This window comes from Undibacterium sp. TC4M20W, assembly GCF_049340245.1.
Lineage (GTDB): Bacteria > Pseudomonadota > Gammaproteobacteria > Burkholderiales > Burkholderiaceae_D > Undibacterium.
Window position 1 is genome coordinate 188,858 of record NZ_JBMPPI010000006.1, and the last position, 20,549, is coordinate 209,406.

General features: G+C 51.9%; 16 protein-coding genes. 8 read left to right on the top strand and 8 right to left on the bottom strand.

What is annotated here, in order from left to right; translation table 11 throughout:
* Nucleotides 1-23: 23 nt before the first annotated feature.
* Both ACO0LL_RS10450 and ACO0LL_RS10455 read right to left on the bottom strand, forming a co-directional pair.
* A complete protein-coding gene (locus ACO0LL_RS10450) occupies nt 24-1,517 on the bottom strand; it encodes a HAMP domain-containing sensor histidine kinase (protein ID WP_422950800.1) in 1,494 nt (497 codons plus the stop codon).
* Nucleotides 1,514-2,230, bottom strand: coding sequence for a response regulator transcription factor (locus ACO0LL_RS10455; protein WP_422950802.1), 717 nt, complete (start codon nt 2,228-2,230; stop codon nt 1,514-1,516). The genes ACO0LL_RS10450 and ACO0LL_RS10455 overlap by 4 nt, the downstream gene beginning before the upstream one ends.
* Nucleotides 2,231-2,380: 150 nt before the next feature.
* Between ACO0LL_RS10455 and msrB the strand changes: the two genes are divergently transcribed.
* The 3 genes from msrB (at nt 2,381) to msrA (ending at nt 5,592) form a co-directional block, all read left to right on the top strand.
* On the top strand, nt 2,381-2,857 hold the full coding sequence (gene msrB, locus ACO0LL_RS10460; protein ID WP_422950803.1) for a peptide-methionine (R)-S-oxide reductase MsrB: 477 nt from the start codon (nt 2,381-2,383) through the stop codon (nt 2,855-2,857).
* A gap of 20 nt (nt 2,858-2,877) precedes the next feature.
* A complete protein-coding gene (locus ACO0LL_RS10465; RefSeq protein WP_422950804.1) occupies nt 2,878-4,758 on the top strand; it encodes a cytochrome c biogenesis protein DipZ in 1,881 nt (626 codons plus the stop codon).
* A 126-nt stretch (nt 4,759-4,884) separates the two neighbouring features.
* Nucleotides 4,885-5,592, top strand: coding sequence for a peptide-methionine (S)-S-oxide reductase MsrA (gene msrA / locus ACO0LL_RS10470; RefSeq protein ID WP_422950805.1), 708 nt, complete (start codon nt 4,885-4,887; stop codon nt 5,590-5,592).
* Nucleotides 5,593-5,822: 230 nt separating this feature from the next.
* Here the strand turns inward: msrA and ACO0LL_RS10475 are convergent, their stop codons facing one another.
* Nucleotides 5,823-6,347 (bottom strand): hypothetical protein, encoded by a 525-nt coding sequence (locus tag ACO0LL_RS10475; protein ID WP_422950806.1) that lies wholly within the window; start codon nt 6,345-6,347, stop codon nt 5,823-5,825.
* Nucleotides 6,348-6,576: 229 nt separating this feature from the next.
* On the opposite strand from ACO0LL_RS10475, the gene ACO0LL_RS10480 reads away from it, so the two are divergent.
* Complete coding sequence (locus tag ACO0LL_RS10480; protein WP_422950807.1) at nt 6,577-7,692, top strand: catalase family protein; 1,116 nt, start codon at nt 6,577-6,579, stop codon at nt 7,690-7,692.
* Nucleotides 7,693-7,818: 126 nt separating this feature from the next.
* Here the strand turns inward: ACO0LL_RS10480 and ACO0LL_RS10485 are convergent, their stop codons facing one another.
* The 3 genes from ACO0LL_RS10485 to ACO0LL_RS10495 form a co-directional block, all read right to left on the bottom strand.
* Nucleotides 7,819-9,006, bottom strand: a complete 1,188-nt coding sequence (locus tag ACO0LL_RS10485; protein WP_422950808.1) for a GAF domain-containing sensor histidine kinase — start codon at nt 9,004-9,006, stop codon at nt 7,819-7,821.
* Nucleotides 9,007-9,172: 166 nt separating this feature from the next.
* The gene (locus ACO0LL_RS10490) at nt 9,173-9,631 is read right to left on the bottom strand and encodes a MarR family winged helix-turn-helix transcriptional regulator (protein ID WP_422950809.1); all 459 of its coding nucleotides are present in this window, start codon (nt 9,629-9,631) and stop codon (nt 9,173-9,175) included.
* Nucleotides 9,632-9,694: 63 nt separating this feature from the next.
* On the bottom strand, nt 9,695-10,084 hold the full coding sequence (locus ACO0LL_RS10495) for a tautomerase family protein (protein WP_422950810.1): 390 nt from the start codon (nt 10,082-10,084) through the stop codon (nt 9,695-9,697).
* A gap of 593 nt (nt 10,085-10,677) precedes the next feature.
* Here ACO0LL_RS10495 and ACO0LL_RS10500 point away from each other — a divergent pair.
* From ACO0LL_RS10500 to ACO0LL_RS10510, 3 genes are all read left to right on the top strand, one after another.
* A complete protein-coding gene (locus ACO0LL_RS10500) occupies nt 10,678-12,762 on the top strand; it encodes a multicopper oxidase family protein (protein ID WP_422950811.1) in 2,085 nt (694 codons plus the stop codon).
* 156 nt (nt 12,763-12,918) lie between these two features.
* Nucleotides 12,919-14,577 (top strand): tyrosinase family protein, encoded by a 1,659-nt coding sequence (locus ACO0LL_RS10505; RefSeq protein WP_422950812.1) that lies wholly within the window; start codon nt 12,919-12,921, stop codon nt 14,575-14,577.
* A gap of 28 nt (nt 14,578-14,605) precedes the next feature.
* Nucleotides 14,606-14,935, top strand: a complete 330-nt coding sequence (locus ACO0LL_RS10510) for a hypothetical protein (RefSeq protein WP_422950813.1) — start codon at nt 14,606-14,608, stop codon at nt 14,933-14,935.
* A 437-nt stretch (nt 14,936-15,372) separates the two neighbouring features.
* Here ACO0LL_RS10510 and ACO0LL_RS10515 read toward each other — a convergent pair whose 3' ends face one another.
* Nucleotides 15,373-16,296 (bottom strand): LysR family transcriptional regulator, encoded by a 924-nt coding sequence (locus ACO0LL_RS10515; protein ID WP_422950814.1) that lies wholly within the window; start codon nt 16,294-16,296, stop codon nt 15,373-15,375.
* 82 nt (nt 16,297-16,378) lie between these two features.
* Here ACO0LL_RS10515 and ACO0LL_RS10520 point away from each other — a divergent pair, with 82 nt between their 5' ends.
* On the top strand, nt 16,379-17,134 hold the full coding sequence (locus tag ACO0LL_RS10520) for an SDR family NAD(P)-dependent oxidoreductase (RefSeq protein ID WP_422950816.1): 756 nt from the start codon (nt 16,379-16,381) through the stop codon (nt 17,132-17,134).
* Between the two features lie 529 nt (nt 17,135-17,663).
* Here the strand turns inward: ACO0LL_RS10520 and ACO0LL_RS10525 are convergent.
* Nucleotides 17,664-20,150 carry an adenosylcobalamin-dependent ribonucleoside-diphosphate reductase gene (locus ACO0LL_RS10525; protein ID WP_422950817.1) on the bottom strand — a complete coding sequence of 829 codons (2,487 nt, stop codon included), beginning with the start codon at nt 20,148-20,150 and terminating at the stop codon, nt 17,664-17,666.
* Nucleotides 20,151-20,549: the final 399 nt, after the last annotated feature.

Below are 20,549 nucleotides of genomic sequence, written 5' to 3' on the forward strand. Positions count from 1 at the left end.
TTTTCCTGAATCTATTTGTGTATTTATGAGTGAGTGTTACCCGCAGCGCCAGTTGCCAGTGGCAGGGCAAAGCAGAAGCAGGCTCCCATGCTGTTTGCAGCCGGGTCTGTACGTAATTCTATACTGCTATGGTGTAATTGCAGGATGCGGTGCACGATCAGCAAGCCGAGCCCACCGCCACCGTGACCTTCACCACTGAGTGCAAATGGTCGCTTGAACAGCTTTTCCATTAATTCAGCGGGTATGCCCGGGCCGGTATCACGTATGCAGATTTCTACTGCCTGCAGGCGTTTTGCTACCGCCACAGTCACCGTGCCGCCTGCCGGTGTATGGCGTATGGCATTGTCGATCAGATTGGTCAGCACCCGCTCTATCATGCCCAGGTCTGCCATGACAATGGCATTACCATCCAGTTCTGCTTCCAGCCTGACCTGGCCGGTTTGCGCCAGCAGCTCAAACTTCTGGAACACGTCCTGTATCAGGTCATTCAGCATGAAGGCTTCAGGTTCTGGCGCTACACCGCCATGCTCGAGTCTTGCGAGATCAAACAGCGCCTGCGCCAGACGGCCAACCTTGCGGCTCTGGCCCAGCGCAATCGCCAGGTAGCGCTGGCGCTCAGCAGCATCCAGCGTCGCATCTCTGGCAGCCAGGGTTTCCAGGTAACCATGGATGGATGTCAATGGCGTGCGCAGGTCGTGAGAGATATTCGCGACCACTTCGCGCCTGTCATGATCCATCTGCTTCAATGTATGCCATTGCTCATTGATGCGCGCCGCCATTTGCCCGAAGCTGGTTTCCAGCACCGCGATTTCATCACGCTGGTTGGTAGCCTGTGTTAACGGTGGCGGTACGACGGGCTGTTCAGCCTGGGTATCAAAACGGCGCATGGTGTCTGCCAGCTTGTGCAGGGGTCGGGTGACCCAGCGCAGTGCAGCCCAGCCAGCCACCAGGGTCAGCAATGCCACCAACGCCATTGACAACAAGGTGACACGCAATACCGCATTGATACCCGCATGGGCAACATAGCGGTCATGTTCTTCGCCTTGCAAAATAACGTAGATGTAATGCACCTCAGGCCTGTTACTGCGCAATGCCGCCGCGCTGAATACCTTGTGCCCGGTGATACTGCGGGGGTCGTCACCGAGTATGGGCAACATACGGCCATCAAGGAATTTACGTACGGGTGCCAGATCAACCTGCTGGCGCTTCAGACGTCCAGGCGGTGCCGCATTGCCGATGATCTTGCCGGTTTCATCGAGCAGATAAACTTCCACACTCGGGTTGACGGTCATTAACTGGTCAAACAGGCGGCGTACAGAATCCGGCCCCATTTCTTCTGTGCCAGTCAGTTGCGCATTGACGGCGATGCTGCCTGCCAGCCCGCGCGATAGGCCTTGCACCACTTCCATTTCGCGCATGTCATTGGCGCGTATCTGCAACCAGGCAGAGACACCGCAACTGGCCAGCAATAATACAGAAAATACCAGCGACAAACGCTGGGACAGCGTCAGCTTCACGTTGCCTCTCCAGGCAGTGCATAACGGTAGCCCTTGCCCCATACCGTCAGTATGCGCTGCGGTTCTGCCGGGTTGCTCTCTATCTTGGCGCGCAGGCGGTTGATATGGGTATTGACGGTATGTTCATACCCCTCGTGTTCATAACCCCAGACCTTGTTGAGCAAATCCAGGCGTGAATATACCTGACCGGGGTGACGTACAAAGAAGTACAACAAGTCAAATTCACGCGGGGTCAGGTCCAGCAACTTGCCATCGGCAGTGGCAACCCGTGTCACCGGCGACAAGGCCACGCCATCTACGGCTACATCCCCGGCTTCAGTACGGCGGCTCTTGTCCATCGCATCGGCGCGACGCAACATGGCCTTGACGCGGGCCACCAGTTCCAGCACCGAGAAAGGCTTTGCGAGGTAATCGTCAGCACCCAGTTCCAGACCCAGGATGCGGTGCACTTCGCTGGAACGGGCACTGATGATGATAATCGGTACGTAGTTTTCCATGGCACGTGCCTGTCGGCAGATTTCCAGCCCATCGACACCGGGCAGCATGATGTCGAGGATCAGGGCATCCCAGTTACCGGTACGCAATTGTGCAAGACCCTGTCTGCCGTCAGCGCAATGCGTGACCTGATAACCCTCGTCCTTCATGTGCAGGCGCAGCAGGTCGGCGATGGGCATGTCATCTTCCACAATCAGTATATTTTTTGCTGTATCCACGCTTTTCCCCGCCATCCGAATGTTGTCATTGTGCAGGATTTGCAGAGAAAAAGTATCACAAATCGTTTAACTTTACGTGAAGACTTGGACAGCGATTGAGGCGCACAATAAGAACCATCGCACAGATGCTGTACACACCAAGGAGGATATATGCAAAACCGACGTCAATTTCTACTGGCTGGCAGCATGCTGGCCATGAGCCGCATGTTGTCAGCTGCCCCTGTGGGTAATGTGTTTGAAGTTCAACGTACCGATGCCGAATGGCGTCGCCTGCTGACTGGCATGCAATACGAGGTCCTACGCCGTGGTGCGACCGAGCGTGCCTTCACCAGCCCGCTCAATGATGAACACCGCAGTGGCCAGTTCAGTTGCGCTGGTTGCCAGTTACCACTGTTTTCATCAAAAACCAAGTTTGACAGCGGCACTGGCTGGCCCAGTTTTTATGCGCCACTGGAGCGGGCTGTTGTCAATGTGACCGACACCACCTTTGGCATGCTGCGTACAGAAGTGCAATGCCGCCGCTGCGGTGGCCATCTCGGTCATGTATTTGATGACGGCCCGCGCCCTACCGGCTTGCGTTATTGCATGAATGGCGTGGCGATGAACTTTACCCCTGGCAAAGCCTGAACCACGCACAGAAAGCAAACATGTTGCTATTACTTATTTCTTATCTCGGTGGCGTGCTGACCATACTCAGCCCTTGCATCCTGCCGGTGCTGCCCTTTGTCTTCGCCCGCACCGGCCAGCCGTTCCGCCGCAGTGGCTTGCCATTGTTGGTGGGCATGGCGCTGACCTTTGCTGCTGTTGCCACATTGGCCGCGGTGGGCGGTAACTGGGTGTTGCAGACCAATCAATATGGCCGCTGGCTGGCGATGGCTTTGCTGGCTTTCTTTGGTCTGACATTGTTGTTCCCGCATCTGGCTGACAAGCTCACCAAGCCACTGGTGGCTGCAGGTGACCGCCTGTCGAATACCGCGCAGACGGATGGCGGTGGTATAGGTTCATCACTCTTGCTGGGCGTGGCAACGGGCCTATTATGGGCACCCTGTGCCGGGCCAGTGCTGGGTCTGCTGTTGACCGGTGCCGCACTGAATGGTGCCAGTGCACAGACAACTTTTTTGCTGCTGGCTTACGCTGCCGGTGCCGCAACTTCACTGGCCGTGGCCTTGCTGATAGGTGGCAAGGTATTTGCCGCGATGAAACGCTCGCTGGGTGCCGGTGAATGGATACGCCGCATTCTGGGTGCTGCGATGATAGCCGGTGTTGCTGCGATTGCGCTGGGTCTGGATACTGGCTTGCTGACACGGTTGTCCACTGTTGCTACCTCGGGACTGGAACAGCAATTGATAGACCGCTATGCGCCAAATTCACCAGATGTACAAGCCAATCCAACACCAGCACAGAACAACCCGCAGCAGGGGGCAATGATGGCCTCGAATGCAATGATGGCTTCCAATGCCATGATGGCATCGAACAAGCAAATGGCATCCAACACCATGGCACCATCGAATGCCATGATGTCTGCGCATGGTAGCAATGCAGCTACAGCAGGCACTTTACCAGAAGAAGGGATCATGCCAGCGTTGGATGGTGCAACACAATGGCTTAATTCCAAACCACTGACTGCGCAAGAGCTCAAAGGCAAGGTTGTGCTCATCGATTTCTGGACTTACTCTTGCATCAACTGTCTGCGCAGTCTGCCGTATGTGCAGGCATGGGCCAAGAAATACCGTGACCAGGGCCTGGTCGTGATTGGTGTGCATGCGCCTGAATTTGCGTTTGAGCGCGACCCTGCCAATGTCAGCAAGGCCGTGCGTGATCTTGGCATCAGCTATCCGGTTGCCATCGACAACAACTATGCAATCTGGCGTGCCTTTGGCAATAAGTACTGGCCTGCGCATTATTTTATCGATGCCACTGGTCGCATACGTCACCATCATTTTGGTGAAGGCGAATATGTGCAATCTGAGCAGGTGATACAACAATTGCTGGAAGAAGCAGGCCAGAAAAATGTTGCCAATGATGTCGTCATCGAGACGGGTGCGGCTGGTGCGCAAATGGCGGCGGACGAAAGCCAGGTCAAATCACCAGAAACCTATCTTGGTTATAGCCGCGTGCAAAACTTTGTTTCAGCTGGTGGCGTACAGCAAAACCGCAATGCCGATTACAGTCTGCCAGCACAACTGACTCTGAATCAATGGGGTCTGGCAGGTAACTGGAAGGTGCAGGAAGAACATGCCGCCCTGACGCAAAAGGGTGGGCGTATCACTTACCGCTTCCAGGCCCGCGACCTGCATCTGGTGCTGGGGCCAGGCAAAGACGGCAAGCCTGTACGTTTCCGCGTCACTATTGACGGCGCTGCGCCTGGTGCTGCGCATGGCAGTGACATCGCTTCCGACGGTACTGGTAAGGTGACTGGCCAGCGTCTGTACCAACTGGTGCGACAATCAGGCAAAGTCGCTGAGCACACTTTCAGCATAGAGTTTCTTGATCCTGGCGTAGAAGCCTACGCCTTCACTTTTGGTTAAGAGGCTGCCGCAAAATTAACCTGGCGTTGTTGCGCCTCCTAGCCGTACTAAAGTACTGTCTTCGTCGGCGACGCCTAGCCAGCTTAATTTTGCAACAGCCTCTACATTATCTACAAGGAGTACGACATGAAAATAGCAAGCAGTTTGACAGCCCTGGTACTGGGCATAGGCGGTGTCGCCGCAGCACTGGTTTTCAATGGACAGGTGCGGGCTGGCGAAGCAGCAGTAATCATTGCCGCGCCAGCGGTGGATGTGCCAACAGGTAGCGCCAAGACAGAGACTGCAGTTTTCGCGGGTGGCTGCTTCTGGGGTGTGCAGGGCGTATTCCAGCATGTGCGCGGTGTCACCAATGCAGTCTCGGGCTATGCCGGTGGCAAGGCAGCGACTGCGCATTATGAACTGGTAGGTTCAGGCGCAACTGGTCATGCAGAAGCAGTGCAGGTGACCTATGATCCCAACCAGATCAGTTATGGCAAGCTGCTGCAGATATTTTTCTCCGTTGCGCATGACCCTACCCAGTTGAACCGCCAGGGGCCAGATAGTGGCACGCAATACCGTTCAGCGATTTTCCCAGCCACGCCAACGCAACGCGATGTGGCTGAAAAATACATCACCCAGTTGAATGCCTCGCGCGCTTTCCGTAGCAAACTGGCGACCACTCTGGAAGCAGACACAGGTTTCTTTGCAGCAGAGGCTTATCATCAAAATTACCTGACCCTGCATCCTAACGAGCCATACATCGCCATCAACGACTTGCCCAAGGTTGAAAACCTCAAGCGCGTCATGCCAGCGGTGTATAGGCCCGATCCGGTGCTGGTGCGTAAAGGTATCTGAGAAGTGGGTAGTGCAAGTTGAATGGCATCAGCCTGCTTTATCCACCTTATGGACAAACATTTACCCGCATGCTGAAATTACAGAAAGCGATAAGCTGATATCGTCAAAGATGTCTTGCTGGAATAATTTTATGAACAGCTTAAGCAGTGCCGCAAGGCGCTGCTTAAGTGCATCATGTTGGATGTGCCTGATCAGTTTCAATAAGCGCTATAAATACTATAGGCATCGGATTACAACTGCCGGTCTTCCGCCTTGAACGTACCCTCAGTGATCGTTAGCACTGCCTTGGTCTTTATATCCCTCAGCTCAAAAGAAAACTTGCCTTCGATGATCTTGCCCTTGACGGCAGTAATCTCCAGCATGTTCTTGCCATCACGCGCAATGTATTCAGCCACTGGTTCGCCAAATGGTTTCTTGCTTTCACCCTTGATGAATTTGACTTCGCAGCCGCTACTACTAAAATCCTTGGCCTGATACTTGACAGGCTTGCCGTCAAAATCCCTGCAGATAATACTCAGGCGGTCTGTCAGTGTCTTGGGTGGAGGATAAGCAGATGCACCTTTGGTCGAAGCGATCAGGTTCAGTACGCCCTTGGTCGGTATCAGATAGGTAATGCCGTCATCATCGCTCTCGAATAACTTCCCATCAATTTTTGCACTGAGCTGCTGTGGTGTCTTGGCATGTGCCAGCAAGGCTGGCGTCATGCTGAATACTGCCAGTGATGCAGCAGCAATGAGAGAGCGGGACAGTTTCATAAGACTCCTTTTGATGAGGGAATAAAAACCTGTGCGTCACGAGTTGCCAAGACAATACCATATTCTTGAAGATTGGCCCCTGTTCATTCAACGTGTTTGAGCGCTTTAGTGCCTGCCAGCATGTCCGCCTACAGAAAGGACTCCGACCCTCCTACTCGCAGAGAATGATCTTGTCACTAGCATGATAGCAGTCAGGATTCTTTGCCCCCAATTTGTTTAAGGATATGCCATGAGCATACAAACCAGTAACACATTACACCCTTTGATTTACCAGCCTTCTTTTGAAGTACCGGAAGAAGGCGAGGCAGAGGTCATTGCAGACTTGTTGCAGTCGCTAAAGCACATCTCTGAAGTCACGTTCAAAGATTCTGGTCATGCAACACGTAGTGTGCATGCAAAAAGCCACGGCCTGTTGCGCGGTGAAATGCAGGTACTGGATAATTTGCCACAGATATTGGCGCAGGGCATATTTGCTGTACCGCGCAGTTATCCCGTCGTCATGCGTCTTTCTACAGTACCAGGCGATATGCTGGATGACAGTGTATCGACCCCGCGCGGCATGGCCGTCAAAGTGGTCGGTGTAGAAGGCGAACGTCTGGATGGAAGTGCAGGGGATGTCACCCAGGATTTTGTCCTCGTCAATGGCGGCCCCAGTTTTTCTGCAGCGGGCGCCAGGGATTTTTCAAATGCCTTGAAGCTGCTTGCACCGACGACCAATAAAGCCCCTGGTCTCAAAAAAGCCTTGTCCGCTGTCTTGCGTGGCACAGAGAAAGTAATTGAAGCCTTTGGTGGTGAGAGTGCGACCATCATCAGTATGGGTGGTCATCCTGAGACACATATTCTCGGTGAAACTTTCTTTAGCAAGACACCGGTGCTGTTTGGTCCTTACATGGCAAAAATCTGCATTGCCCCTGTCTCGGCCAATCTGACTGAGCTTGCCGGTGCAGAGCTCAACGTCAATGGCAAACCCAATGGTTTGCGCGATGCAGTCATCGATTTTTTCAAGGACAATATTGCTGAGTGGGAAGTACGTGTGCAATTGTGTACCGATCTTGCCAGCATGCCGGTGGAGGATGCATCCGTCGCCTGGCCAGAAGATATCAGTCCTTATCTGCCGGTCGCACGTATTATCATGCAGCCGCAACTCGCATGGAGTGAGTCTCGCTCAAAAGCAGTGGATGACAATATGTCTTTCAATCCCTGGCACGGCATCGCCGCTCATCGCCCTATAGGTTCCATCATGCGGGCGCGCAAGGCGGCTTATGACATGTCGTCGAAATTCCGGGCAGCGCATAATGGACTGCAAATGAAAGAGCCAGAAAATCTGGATAACTTTCCTGAGTAAAGAAAAAAATAATTCAAGAGTCGAAAAATAATTCAAGAGTCGCTCAGGAACGGGACGACTGGAAATAGCTGACTGGCAAGAATTTTTCCGAGAGATGCTTTACCCGAATCTGCAAGCGCCACACATTCACATAGCAACTTCCGCACCCATGACGCGGAAGGTGAATGTGGTAGCCGTCGTGTTCGATTGTGCGTCAACAGTACCACCATGCGAGCGGGCGATTTCAGCGACGATGTAGAGTCCCAGGCCCAGTCCGTCATTTCCCATGGCTGGTGAAGACCGCCAGAATGGTTTGAAAAGCTGAAGCAACACGTCCGGAGGGATTGCCTGCCCGGCATTGGTCACGCTCACTTCCAGCATGCCTTCATTGAGTTGAACCTGCACATGCACAGGTGTGTCCGGCGCGCCATGAACCAGGGCATTTTTTAATAGATTGGAGAGCAGCTGGCTTAATCGTCCCGCATCACATGACATCCTCAAATGCGGTGTTATATCAGCGGTGATTTTTCTATATGGGTAGAGACTGCTGAGTTCATCAACGACTTGCTGAAAAACTTGGCTAAGCTCGGTATTCTCGCGCATATTCAAAGAGATACCACCGCCCATACGGCCCCGTGCAAAGTCCATCACATCATCGACCAGGCTGGAAATGCGCAAGGCACTTCTTCGCATGCGTTCAATGACGGTCTTGGTTTGCGTTGTCGCGCCTTGCAGTAGCAAGACATCGGTTCCCGTTAAAATAGAACCTAACGGATTACGCAAATCATGACCCAGTACAGCAATGAATTGTTCGCGCAGTTCAGATGTCTCGCGTTCATGGACAAGGTTTTTTCGGGCATCCCTGAGTGCTTCTTCTGAATCCATTTGCGATGAAAGAAGTTGCGCAAACAGCGTCATGCTTTTTACGATGCCAGCGGTTGACAGTTTGGCTGGCAGTGGGTCTAGACCGCATAAAGTGCCAAAGTAATCCCCATTCGGACGAAACACAGGAATGGATATATAGCTTTGGAAACCATAAATCCGTGGTGTGTGGTGGTCGCTGTATTTCAAGTCGTCTTTGACGCTGTCAATGATCACCGCTTTGCCGGTATCGCGCACTTCTTCGCACAGGGTAGTGGTCACATCAAGACCGTCACCGACTTTTAGCCCAAATTCCAGTTGATCAAGGACGGCACATGTGGTCCATGAATCAGCAGTAACACGGGCTATACATACAAAACGCAAGCCTGTGGTAGCGGCCACTGCTTCAAGTATGGTGGATACAGAATCCATGCTCTGTATCATTGCGACATCGGTTGACTTTTCGTAGGGCATTATTCACTCAGGCAAGGGATTTCCTATCCTACCATCATTCCTGCCGCCATTGCCAGATTACGGATATTAGTCGTACGGCATTGCCATACGGCAGCTTGAACTGCGTACCCACCGCAAAGACGCAGAAGCGCAATCGCATTGTTATATCCATCGCCAACTGATCTCCCTAGTCCAGCAAAAAAGCCTCGGCAAAGTCGTCGGTAAAAATATCTGCCAGCGCAAAACGCAGGGCTTTTGCCCGCTCAGGGCCATAGGTTTTTTCAAAGCGTGCCTGCGCTTTTCGCCATAACAGATTTGCGTCATTCAATTTTTCTGCGCCGGTTGGCGTCAGGGTGACGCGTTTGCTTCGCCCGTCTTTGGCGTCCCTGGTTTGCACGAGATAGCCGTCACGCTCCAAAGGCTTCAGATTGTGCGCAAGCGCCGAGCGGTCAAGTACCATCGCATGAGCAAGTTCCGACATCGTCGGTGATGTCGCACGCTGCACATGCACGAGCACTGAGCGCTGGGAAATAGTCAGCCCGCATGGAGCGAGAACGGCATCATATAGCTGGGTAACACGGCGGCTGGCCTTGCGTAGCGCAGCACCATTGCAAACAAGCGGGTCTTTGGCGCTTTGCTGAGTCAAATCCTGCCTCCATGTGGTTTATTTGGTTTATTCATCACGCCGTTCCCAGTCGGTTCAGCAGGTCTATGCTTCATTCTCAGACCATTCAGGGCTGAAGCCACCCAGTGTAGGGTGATACATCTCATCTCCTGTATGCTGGGTGAACTCGACATTCAACCGGTCTTCGCGCAGGCCGAGGATCGCGATGCAATCAGCACATAGCGCCTTGGCGACCTCCATGCGGAGTTCTGGCGTGCGTCCCTTGCGGATGTCGCACATCAGTACAGCAACGGCAACAGGCTCGCCATCTATCATTCTCCAGACACCTCCCTCGCCAAGTTCGCGGATGGCGATGCTGATGCGGCGTATATCGACCGTCATGAGCCTGGCATAGGTGGTCGCCATCTGCCTGGCAAGGGTCTTTTTGAGGTCGGCAGGATAGCTGTCGTTGACGTCCAGCTGTAAATAAGGCATCGAGTATCTCCTGGTTCAGTGAGTAAAGGCCAAGACAGGCTGTTGTTAAGTCCACCGGCAAAATACGGCACGTCACAGGCAGGCAACAGAGTGAATCATTGGCGCAAGTATTTTTGAAAATACTTGCATATGCCAATATTTATATTTAATTGCATATGCCAGCATTTGTCAAGAAAGCCTGGGGGTACGTGCTCTCGTTGCTGCAGTGGAAAACTCGCCAACAGAAATACCATGAAGACATTCACACCTGATTGACAGGAGCGACACCATCTTCCAGACAATTCTGGAAACTGGATTAGGCACAGCTAAAACAAGAATTTGAAACAAATTGAAAAATTTATCGAAAAAACAACGAATTTGTGCTTTGACAGCTTAACGTTGTTGCAAGTTAGATGGTGGTTTTATAAACTTGGGTTGGCAAAAAATAATGACCAAAATGAATGTTTATGTAGCGAAACCATGTTTTCCAGATGTGGGTAATTCGGTTTGGCAATATTGCTTCATAAAAAGAAACCAAAGCTCATATACACATTATGAGTTGCTTGCAAAAGTCATCCTCACTCCTTTCCATCAATCAAATTCAAGAGCATCTTATGCACACAAAATTAAAGCAAATGCGCCGCCTGGCTGGTGTCGCCGCCGTGACCGGGGTCAGCATGTTCTGTCAGGCTGCGCTGGCACAGGATGCCAAAGCCAAAGAAGCGCCACAGGCGCCGCCACTGGCCAGCCAGGTTGATGACAAGGATGTAGCGGCAGACCTGATCAAGCCCGCTGCCAATCTGCTGAGTGGCGAGCAGCGCAAGATGGTGGAAAGATCAGGTCGTGAAATCCGTTATTTCCTGCCGATACAAATGACATCGGGATTTATCTACAATCCCTCGACAGGCGAATATGACCAGGTGTCCTTGCGTTCATATGGCCGTAATGTTTCTGGTGCCCCTAATCTGCTGCGCCCCGACTTTGTTGCTCCTACGGTAGTCATGAAACCTGGGCAAACCGTGCGCTTTGACCTGAGTAACCGCCTCGACAAGGAACCGGGTTGTGAGCTGGTTGCAAAAGATAATATCAATACACCGCATTGCTACAACACCACCAATCTGCATTCACATGGCTTGTGGATTTCACCATCGGGCAATAGCGACAATGTGCTGCTGGCGATCAAGCCCAAGGTCAATTTTGAATATGAATACAATGTACCGGCGGATCACCCTGCCGGCACTTTCTGGTATCACCCGCATGTGCATGGTTCTACTGCGGTGCAGGTAGGCAGTGGCATGGCCGGTGCGCTGATCGTCAAAGGCGACAGACAGCCTACTGTGCTCAGCAATGGTGATCTTGATACCTTGCTCAATCCTTTCAAGCCCGCTTCTGGCAACTATAGCGAAGTAATGCTGATGCAACAGATTCCCTATGCCTGTTTCATCAAGGGACCTGACCCCAAAGAACCGGGCAAAGAAATAGACGTGATACAGACCAATCCTGATGGCACCTGGCTGTGCAAGAAAGGTGACATTGGTGTAGTGCAGGATTTCAAAGCGCAATTCGCCCCCGGTTCCTGGAATAAATCTGGCCGCCATACCCTGATCAACGGCTTTGCACGTAATCCTGCCAAGCCTCTGATGATGGAAGCGGGCAAACTGTATCGCTGGCGTTTGATAGACGCAGGCGTACGTGAATCCATCGTTTTGCGCATCCGCAAAATCAATGACGTCAGCAAGCTGACTCCAACTGCCGCCACACCCGAGGCCTTGCAAGCTGAAGTAAAAAACGCCTGTAATGGCATCGACGTATTGCAGTTTGAAGTCGCAACCGATGGCCTGACCCGCCCCAGCGCTTTTGCCAAGGTCACCAATACCTTGCAACCCGGTTATCGCAGCGATATCTTGTTCAGCTTGCCAGAAAAAGGCGATTATTGCGTCTATAGCGATTCAGGCGCACCTGACTTTATCTCAGCCTTGCCGAATAATGCGAAGGTGATCACGGTGATTCATGCTACCGGCAATAAGACCAGCGGTGATCAAACGCAATTCGTCACCAAAGAACTGGTACGTGCCGCTGGCCTGTTGTCAAAAAGTGTGCGCGATACCATTATCAGGGATTTGAAAGATGGCCTGAAACTGACCAAATTTGTACCGCATAAAGCGATACCCGAATCCGAACTTACCGATCCGCAAAAGCCGGTTGACCTGGTACTGGGTATCGATCAGCGTAACGGCAAGACTATCTTTGACGTCAATGGTGCACCTTATGTACCGTCTGAAGTTCATCAGACCCTGATCTTGGGCCAGGTACAGGAATGGCATATCAAGTCTTATAACCCAACTGACACGGGTGAAGCACCGATACAGCATCCTTTCCACATCCACGTGAATCCCTACCAGATTATCAGCATCACCGATAAAAACGGTGTTGATGTCAGCGCACTGACAGATACGACAGCAAAGACAATCGGGCAATACGCCGGTATGCAAGGAGTCTGGAAAGACACCATCATGGCGACACCAGGCTATACCGTCAAAACTCGCACTCGCTATCAGCGCTATATCGGCGAGTATGTACTGCATTGCCATATCCTCGATCATGAAGACCAGGGCATGATGCAAAACGTCAAGGTCGTGCTGCCGGATGGTAATGGCGGTGCCTCTGTCGGTGGGCATGGGGCGCATGGTTCACATTGACGCACGCACATCCAAGTACGGATTTATGCACTGATCCATATTTTCGGTAGTAAGCAAACTTCCTGAATACACAGTGTGGCTGTAAACCGGTAATCCGGCAGCCACACTGCTGCATCTGCCAGCCAGGCCTGGGCAACAAGAGTTAAAGGGTACAAAATGAATATCTCAAAATACCGCTTGCTGGCTGGCTTGCTGCTTGCAAGCTGCTTCAGCATCAATGCCTGCGCGCAAATTGCAGCACCACGGGAAGTGAAATATCGCAAAAACATTGATGAACTCAGTGCAGAAGAACTGGCCGCCTTCGAGCATGCAGTGAAAATGATGAAAGTCAAAAGTGCAAAGAACATTTATGACAGAACAGGCTTTTTATGGCAGGCCTGGGTCCACAATTGCACCTCAGTTGCGGTGAATGACAAGCGGCAATATGCACTGGCTAGCGGTGACAACAAGCAATTGTATGAAGTCATCAACGGGCAATTAAATATGGGTAATGACATCAATGATACGATGGCCAATCCCTTCAATACCTGCAGCTTTGAGACCCAGGTGAAAGGCGCTGGCAACGTCATCTATGAAAATCCAGGCATGTGTGAACACAGGAAAGACACTTTTTTCCAGTGGCACCGGGCCGAGTTTTATTTTTATGAAAAAGCCTTGCAGGATGCTGACCCGGAAGGCTTGTCTGGCCCGAGCACAAAAAATGTTACCGTCCCTTACTGGAACTTCACCAAGCCGCCCACCGGCAGCCGTTACCCCAAAGCCTTTGAAGATGCCGCATCGCCATTGTGGTTCAAGCACAGGCTGCAAAATCCCGCAGGCAGCAAACCTGCCATGCCCAGCTACACTTCGCCTTATCTGATGGGCTACCTGATTTACAAGCAGGACTGGCAATCCTTTGGTGGCTATCCTCTGGGTGGTGCCGGTAACTCGGGCTCATTTGAATCGCAAATCCACGACACCATGCACGATGAGTATGTGCATGGATACTTACGTAACCCCGCTACAGCCGGGCTTGACCCCCTGTTTTATTCCTTCCATGCCTTCATTGACTATGCTCTCGAAAAATGGATAGAAGAACACGGCAGCGAGACCATCACAGGTGGCAACTGGTTCATGCGCGGCGAACAGGATGCGCGTCTGCAATTGCCGGTCGGCTTTGAAGAAGGCATTGGCAAAAAGCGTGAACCCTTCAGCAATTACAGCAAAAACATGGGGCGGGCAGAGCTGTATTACGATACCAAAAAACAGGGGTTTGCCTATCAGTCTGGTGCCTTCGGCGAGTTTGTTCCAAAAAGCCAGATTGATGCCATCGTTGCCAAGCATAATTTGCCAGGTGCCACCCTGGGTGACAACCCGCAAAGCCTGTTCAGCGAATTGATGAGCTATGGCGCACATGGCCCGGTAGCACGCCCGAATGCAATCGTTCAGGGCAAGGTTAAAATTCAGTCACTGGATGGCAGCAAAGCCCTGATCGACATCGTGCGCGACGCGGGCAGTGATGATTATAGTTACCAGGTGGATGTTTATTTTCATCCGCAAGATGTCGCTGCTGATGTCGGCAATAAAGATTTTCGCATGCGTTATCTGGTCCTGAGCGCCAGCTATTGGGCCTTGTCCGGACATCACCACCATCATGATGATGCAGGCAGCAGTGTGCCTTTGAGGCTGACGCAAGATATCAGCAAGGATATCAACAACCTGCGCCTTGGCGGCAAGGACGGGCAGGAATGGACAGTCACCCTGGGCATCAGCTCACGCGATAATCCATCGGGCAAATTTGCCTTCAGCGCCCCCGTCATCAATTACAGCAAATAACGATAACAGATACAATCAGGAGTGCATGATGGTTTCGTTTAACAGTGATATCAAACCAATTTTTGCCCGCTACACCGCCTGCATGAAAAGGGTAGTGCTAGGTGACACACAAGGTACGGCCAACCTTGAGCTCGACGACTATGAGTGCGTAAAACGCTTTTATTATCAGGTGCAGGTGGCAATCCATGGCTATGACGAGGCAGTTGGCGCACCGCCCCTGCTGGTAAAGGACGGCCCCGACAAAGGCAAGCCTGTCAAAGCCTCACACCCCATGCCACCAGGCGGCCAGGACAGACGCATGGAGCAGAAAAAAATTGATTTATATGACCAATGGGTAAAAGAGGGCATGCATCCCTGACTTACTGAGCACCTGGCCGGATTTATGGCGTCATCCATAAATCTGGACAGGTTTTAGCTTAATTGTGGAACACACCACCATAAGCCGCTACATTTTTTTTGCTGGGTAATTTGCATCTATTGTGACCCACGTTTAGCACACAATCCTACTTATTTTGATGACTACGGGATAGGAGTGATTGACGTGGCATTACCAGGCATTATTTGGAGGAAGGTCAAGCGACACCGTCCAACTACATACACGGTACAGACCTTACTTAAAAAGGACATATCCTTCGCAACGAAATCGAATCTTTCGAAAGAAAAGAATCGTACACCGTGCAAATATGCGTTTCTCACCGGCGAAGGGCCAGCAGGATACCCGACGGTACCCAAGGTGACACGCGTTGGCAAATGCAGTGTCGGGTTGCGCGTCGAAATCAGGCTTTACTGTTTTCCTCATAAGCGATCGAGAAGCTCCGGAATGATCGTTGTCGCGGACTCTATGACGGCACGGACGCGACTCACGCGTGAAACACCGGCCCGGTAAGCAAGCTGAACCGGTAGGGGAATCGGATCCCAATGGGGCAGAACGCGGACCAGGCTACCATCGGCAATATGTGGCGCGGCAACAAACGCCGGAATCTGCACAACACCCAAGTTTCCGATGGCGGCCCGCGCAAGGGCGCCAACGCCCTGAACTGCAAATCTGCCACGCAGCCTGACCTCGCATGTTTCTGCGGCATTGGCAGTTGATTGCAAGGTCCAGGAGGGTTCCGGGCCATCGCGCAAAAACAGCACTACCTCTGCTGTAGCCAAGTCATCAACCGCCCCGATGGCATGCGATTTCAAATAAGACTTACTGCAAACAAGCACGCGCTGGAGATCGCCTAGATGGCGTACCACCAGACGCTCATCGCGAACTGTACCGAGCCGTAACGCCAGGTCGATAGCGGGATCATGCAGGTCGTCAAATGCATATTCGAGCGACATGGAAATCTTCAGTTCCGGGTAGCGCGCCAGCACCTGCGGAATAAAGTGTTCGGACAATAGCGCGCCGAATTCCGGCGAGGCCGCCAATCGAACCGTGCCGCGGACCAGGGTTTTCTGGTTCTGCACGTCCTCGACCAATTGACCAAAATCGGCCAGGATGGATTCTGCGCGGGCGAACAGCGACTTGCCTTCCTGGGTAAGCATCATCCGGCGCCCGTTGCGCTCAAACAAACGCACCTGCAAGTGTGTTTCCAGCGCAGCAAGCTGTTTGCTGATGGCAGATTTCGTGTTTCCAGTCTTGACGGCTGCAGCAGAGACGCCACCATGATGCACGATGTGGACAAACACTTCCAGCAATCCACTATCGATCGTTCTTTTTATGGAAACCATACGTTCATTTCTTACCTACTGTTTCAATATCTGATTCTCCCGCACAATCCACGTTGTCGTCAAACCTAACCGAGGAAAATAAATGACACAATTGAATCAGCAGAAACGGCAAGCGGTGGCATTCGTCACTGGTGCGTCACGGGGCTTGGGCAAAGCCGCCGCCTTATACCTGGCGCAGGCTGGATACTTTGTCCTCATCGGCGTACGCGATATCGATGCTTCGCAGGCTTTGCTTGCGGAAATACGGGAAAAAGGAAATAAAGGCGAGTTGATCGCACTGGATCTCGACAATCCCTCGTCGATCACTACTGCTGTAAAGGGAATCGAGGCACGGCATGGATCTTTGGACGTGCTCGTCAACAATGCCGCCATCATGCTCGATGGTGGTTGGGTCGGCAACACTACTATCACCATTCACGCCGTCACCCTGAAGCGGACCTTTGAAACCAACTTTTTTGGAACGGTCGCCTTGACCCAGGCACTTTGGCCGCTGCTGATTAAAGCCGGTCATGCCAATGTGGTCAACGTGAGCAGCCGGATGGGATCAAACACCTACCATGCCGATCCGGGCGGGCCCTTGGTCGGCGTCAAACCATTTGCCTATGATGCCAGCAAAGCGGCACTGAATGCGCTGACCACTCACCTTGCGGAACTGGGCCAACCGTTGGGTATCCAGGTCAACAGTGCCTATCCTGGATGGGTCCGCACTGAGCTTGGCACTGAATATGCCGAGCTGTCGGTAGAAGAAGGCATAAAGACCATCGTTGATTTGGCAATGTTGCCGCCGAATAGTCGAACCGGCAAGTTTGAACATGCCGGTTCAGAAATACCCTGGTAAGGGCGACTCAGGCCAGGCTAGCACCAGTCTTGCGGCGTCAGCCTGGGATCGTTTGCAACAGGTCCGACTGGCTGATGGCTTGCCGCATGCAATATCGCAAACCATCCCAAACTGCCGGATTCAGTCAGACGGCACTTCCGTTATTTGCACTTAATTTTCGCCGGAAAACGCATGGAATGCGGGCATGTCGGTGACGATTACTCTGCAGGTGGGCGTCAACTCTTTCCAGATACTGGCTGATAGCTCGAATCGTTGACGCTCACAACAAATACCCCGTTTAATATATAAAAATAGGAAGTTCAGAAATCCGAACTTCCCATTGTTTATTTATTCTAATTATCGTGAAATTTTTTGAAAATTTTACCAAGGAAATTTCAGTCAATACGCTGGAAAAAATTGATTAAGAAAATGTCACTCAAGCCCACAATATTTTAATAAATGTCACTCAAGCCCACAATATTTTAATGCTTGAAAGTATAGCGACTTATGGTGTACCCCACATCAATAAGCGCAATGAAGCCAGCAAAAATTAACCACAAGCCCCAACATAGCCACAAGAAACGCAACGGCTGCAGCCATCTATTTTTTGCAGGGCATGTGCGCCGCAATCCGGGCATTTTTTGCCAGTCGGGATATAGCTGATCGGCGCAGTTTCAGCTTCATAGGCCAGGTCGTCCATGCCGTAGTGATGGCTTCTTTGCTTGAATTTTTCTGCCAGTACGGTGATAGGGATCTGGTTGCCGGACGCATCAAGGAAACCGCGTTTCATCAATATGCGTTGCAGCGAGTAACCGATGGCGGCGACTTCGGATTCATGGAACAGTGGTGCCTGTGAGCCATCGTCCTTGGTGATCATGCCACAGCGTACCGTGCCTTTGTCCCACACCACTTCACGCATGTCTGCCAGGGCCTTGGCGATGGAGCCGCCTGAGCGTGCTGCCATCGACAGCAGGCGCATGCTGGCTGATATCCATTGCTGGCCATCATTCTTTTGGCCAGCAGGCATGAAGAATTCAAACGGGCGCTCTATCGTCACGCGCTCGCCACCAACCATGCCATCTATGTGGATGAAGCTGACTGTCAGGTAGACAGTTTTCTTGCCCTCGTAAGTCATGTACTGCACTTTGGATGTCACGGATTCGAGGTCGCCAAATGGGCGGCCATCGAATTGTTTGCGCAGCAGGTCGTCGTCAGGTGTCTGTTTGACTTCTGGTGCGGCTTCCGTGGAGACAGACAATACGCTGCCGAGTATGCTATTCGGACGGTAAGTTGCCAGGCCTTTGAGGCCAGCACGCCAGGCATCCATGTACAGGTTCTGGAAATCTTCGTATGGATAATCTGCCGGTACGTTAACGGTTTTGGAAATCGCAGAATCAATGTAAGGCTGCACGACCTGCAACATCTTCATGTGGTCGCTGGCAGACATGTTCAATGCGGTGACAAACTGTTTTGGCAGCTTGCTGTCGTCAGATACATCATTGCCCTGATGACGGTACAAACGCCATGCATGGTCCGCCACTTCATAGACTTTGGCATCACCAACGGCCATGCGTTTCTTACGGTTATACACCCAGGAGAAAGCCGGTTCTATGCCATTCGATGCATTGTCGGCAAAGGCCAGGGTGATGGTGCCGGTAGGGGCGATGGACAGCAAATGGGAATTGCGCAAACCATGTTTTGAAATCGCATTGCGTACATTTTTAGGCAGACGTTTGGCGAAAGCACCGGACAGGTATTTTGTGCTGTCAAATAATGGGAACTGACCTTTTTCTTTGGCCAGTTCTGCCGATGCCAGGTAGGCAGCATCGCGCATGACTTCAGATACTTTTTGTGCGAAAGCACGACCGGCGTCGGAATCATAACGCTGGCCCAGCATGACCAGGCTGCTGCCGAGACCGAGGAAGCCCAGGCCGACGCGGCGCTTGGACATGGCTTCCGCTTTTTGCTGTGGCAAAGGCCACGCAGTAGCATCGAGCACATTGTCGAGCATGCGTGTGGCAACAGTCACTACCGCTTCAAAGGCTGTGAAATCAAATTCGGCAGCATCAGTGAATGCGCCCTTGATGAAGCGAGTCAGATTGATCGAACCCAGGCAGCAGCAACCATAGTCAGGCAGTGGTTGTTCTGCGCATGGATTGGTGGCTTCAATCTTTTCGCAATAGTAGAGATTATTCTCTGCATTCATGCGCGACAAAAACAGGATGCCCGGTTCTGCATGGTCGTAGGTCGATTTCATGACTTCATCCCACAAATCACGCGCACGCACTGTCTGATATACCCACAGGCCATCTTCACGCTGGTAGGCCCCGGCTTCTTTTTTGTCTTCGCCCGGTTCAGCCTTGTGGACCAGACAGTAATCCGTATCTTTGGCGACTGCTTCCATGAACTCGTCGGTAACACCGATGGAGATATTGAAATTGGTCAAACCACCCTGGTCTTTGGAACGGATGAATTCGAGGATATCAGGATGGTCGCCACGCAAGACGCCCATCTGCGCACCACGACGTGCACCGGCAGATTCAACGGTCGAGCAGGATGCATTGAAGACCTGCATGAAAGACACCGGGCCAGAAGCGCGTGAACGCGTGCCACGCACCAGTGCATCTTTAGGGCGTATGGTGGAGAAGTCATAACCAACACCGCCACCGCGACGCATGGTTTCTGCAGCATCTGCCAAAGCGGTATAAATGCCAGGCTTGCCATCGGTAGCGCTGGAAACAGAGTCACCTACCGGTTGGACGAAGCAGTTGATGAGAGTCGCGTGCAAGTCCATGCCAGCGGCAGAATTGATACGGCCTGCCGGTACAAAACCATTCTTTTGCGCCCACAAGAATTTTTCTTCGTAGTAAGCCTGGAAGTCTGGCTGCTCTACGCTGGCGAGTGCCCTGGCAACGCGAGTCTGCACATCATGGATAGTGACTTCATCGCCTTTGGCGTATTTTTCGAGCAAGACATCGAGAGAGATTTCTTGAGGAGACATTTCTGTCAATCCTAAAATTTTTTCGTTTGCGTTCATATGAATGGTTTTCTTTGTTACTTTGTTGCAGAGATGAATCCTAAGCCCTGCCTGTTAAAGAAAACGGGCAAGGTGCCAGGTTGATTTTCCTGGTATTAGATGGGAAGCAGGATGGCGTAGTCCTTATTAAAACAAGTATTGCCCTATTGAATTTAAGGCATCGTAATGCCAACCATCCTGATGTCTGATCGCTCCCATTATAAACCCCGCCGCGATAATTTTTCTTGAGCTGAATCTAGGTAGGGGCAATCTTTCCAGCAAGGCATAACAAAATTGCCAAGCCAGATTTTCTCAAGGAAACGCGCCACTTTCGCGCCTGGTGAAAACTGACTGAGCGATGCACGATTTTGGATAAAAATGCAGGGAGTTGGGTCGGACTTTATCTTTCCGGCAATCATG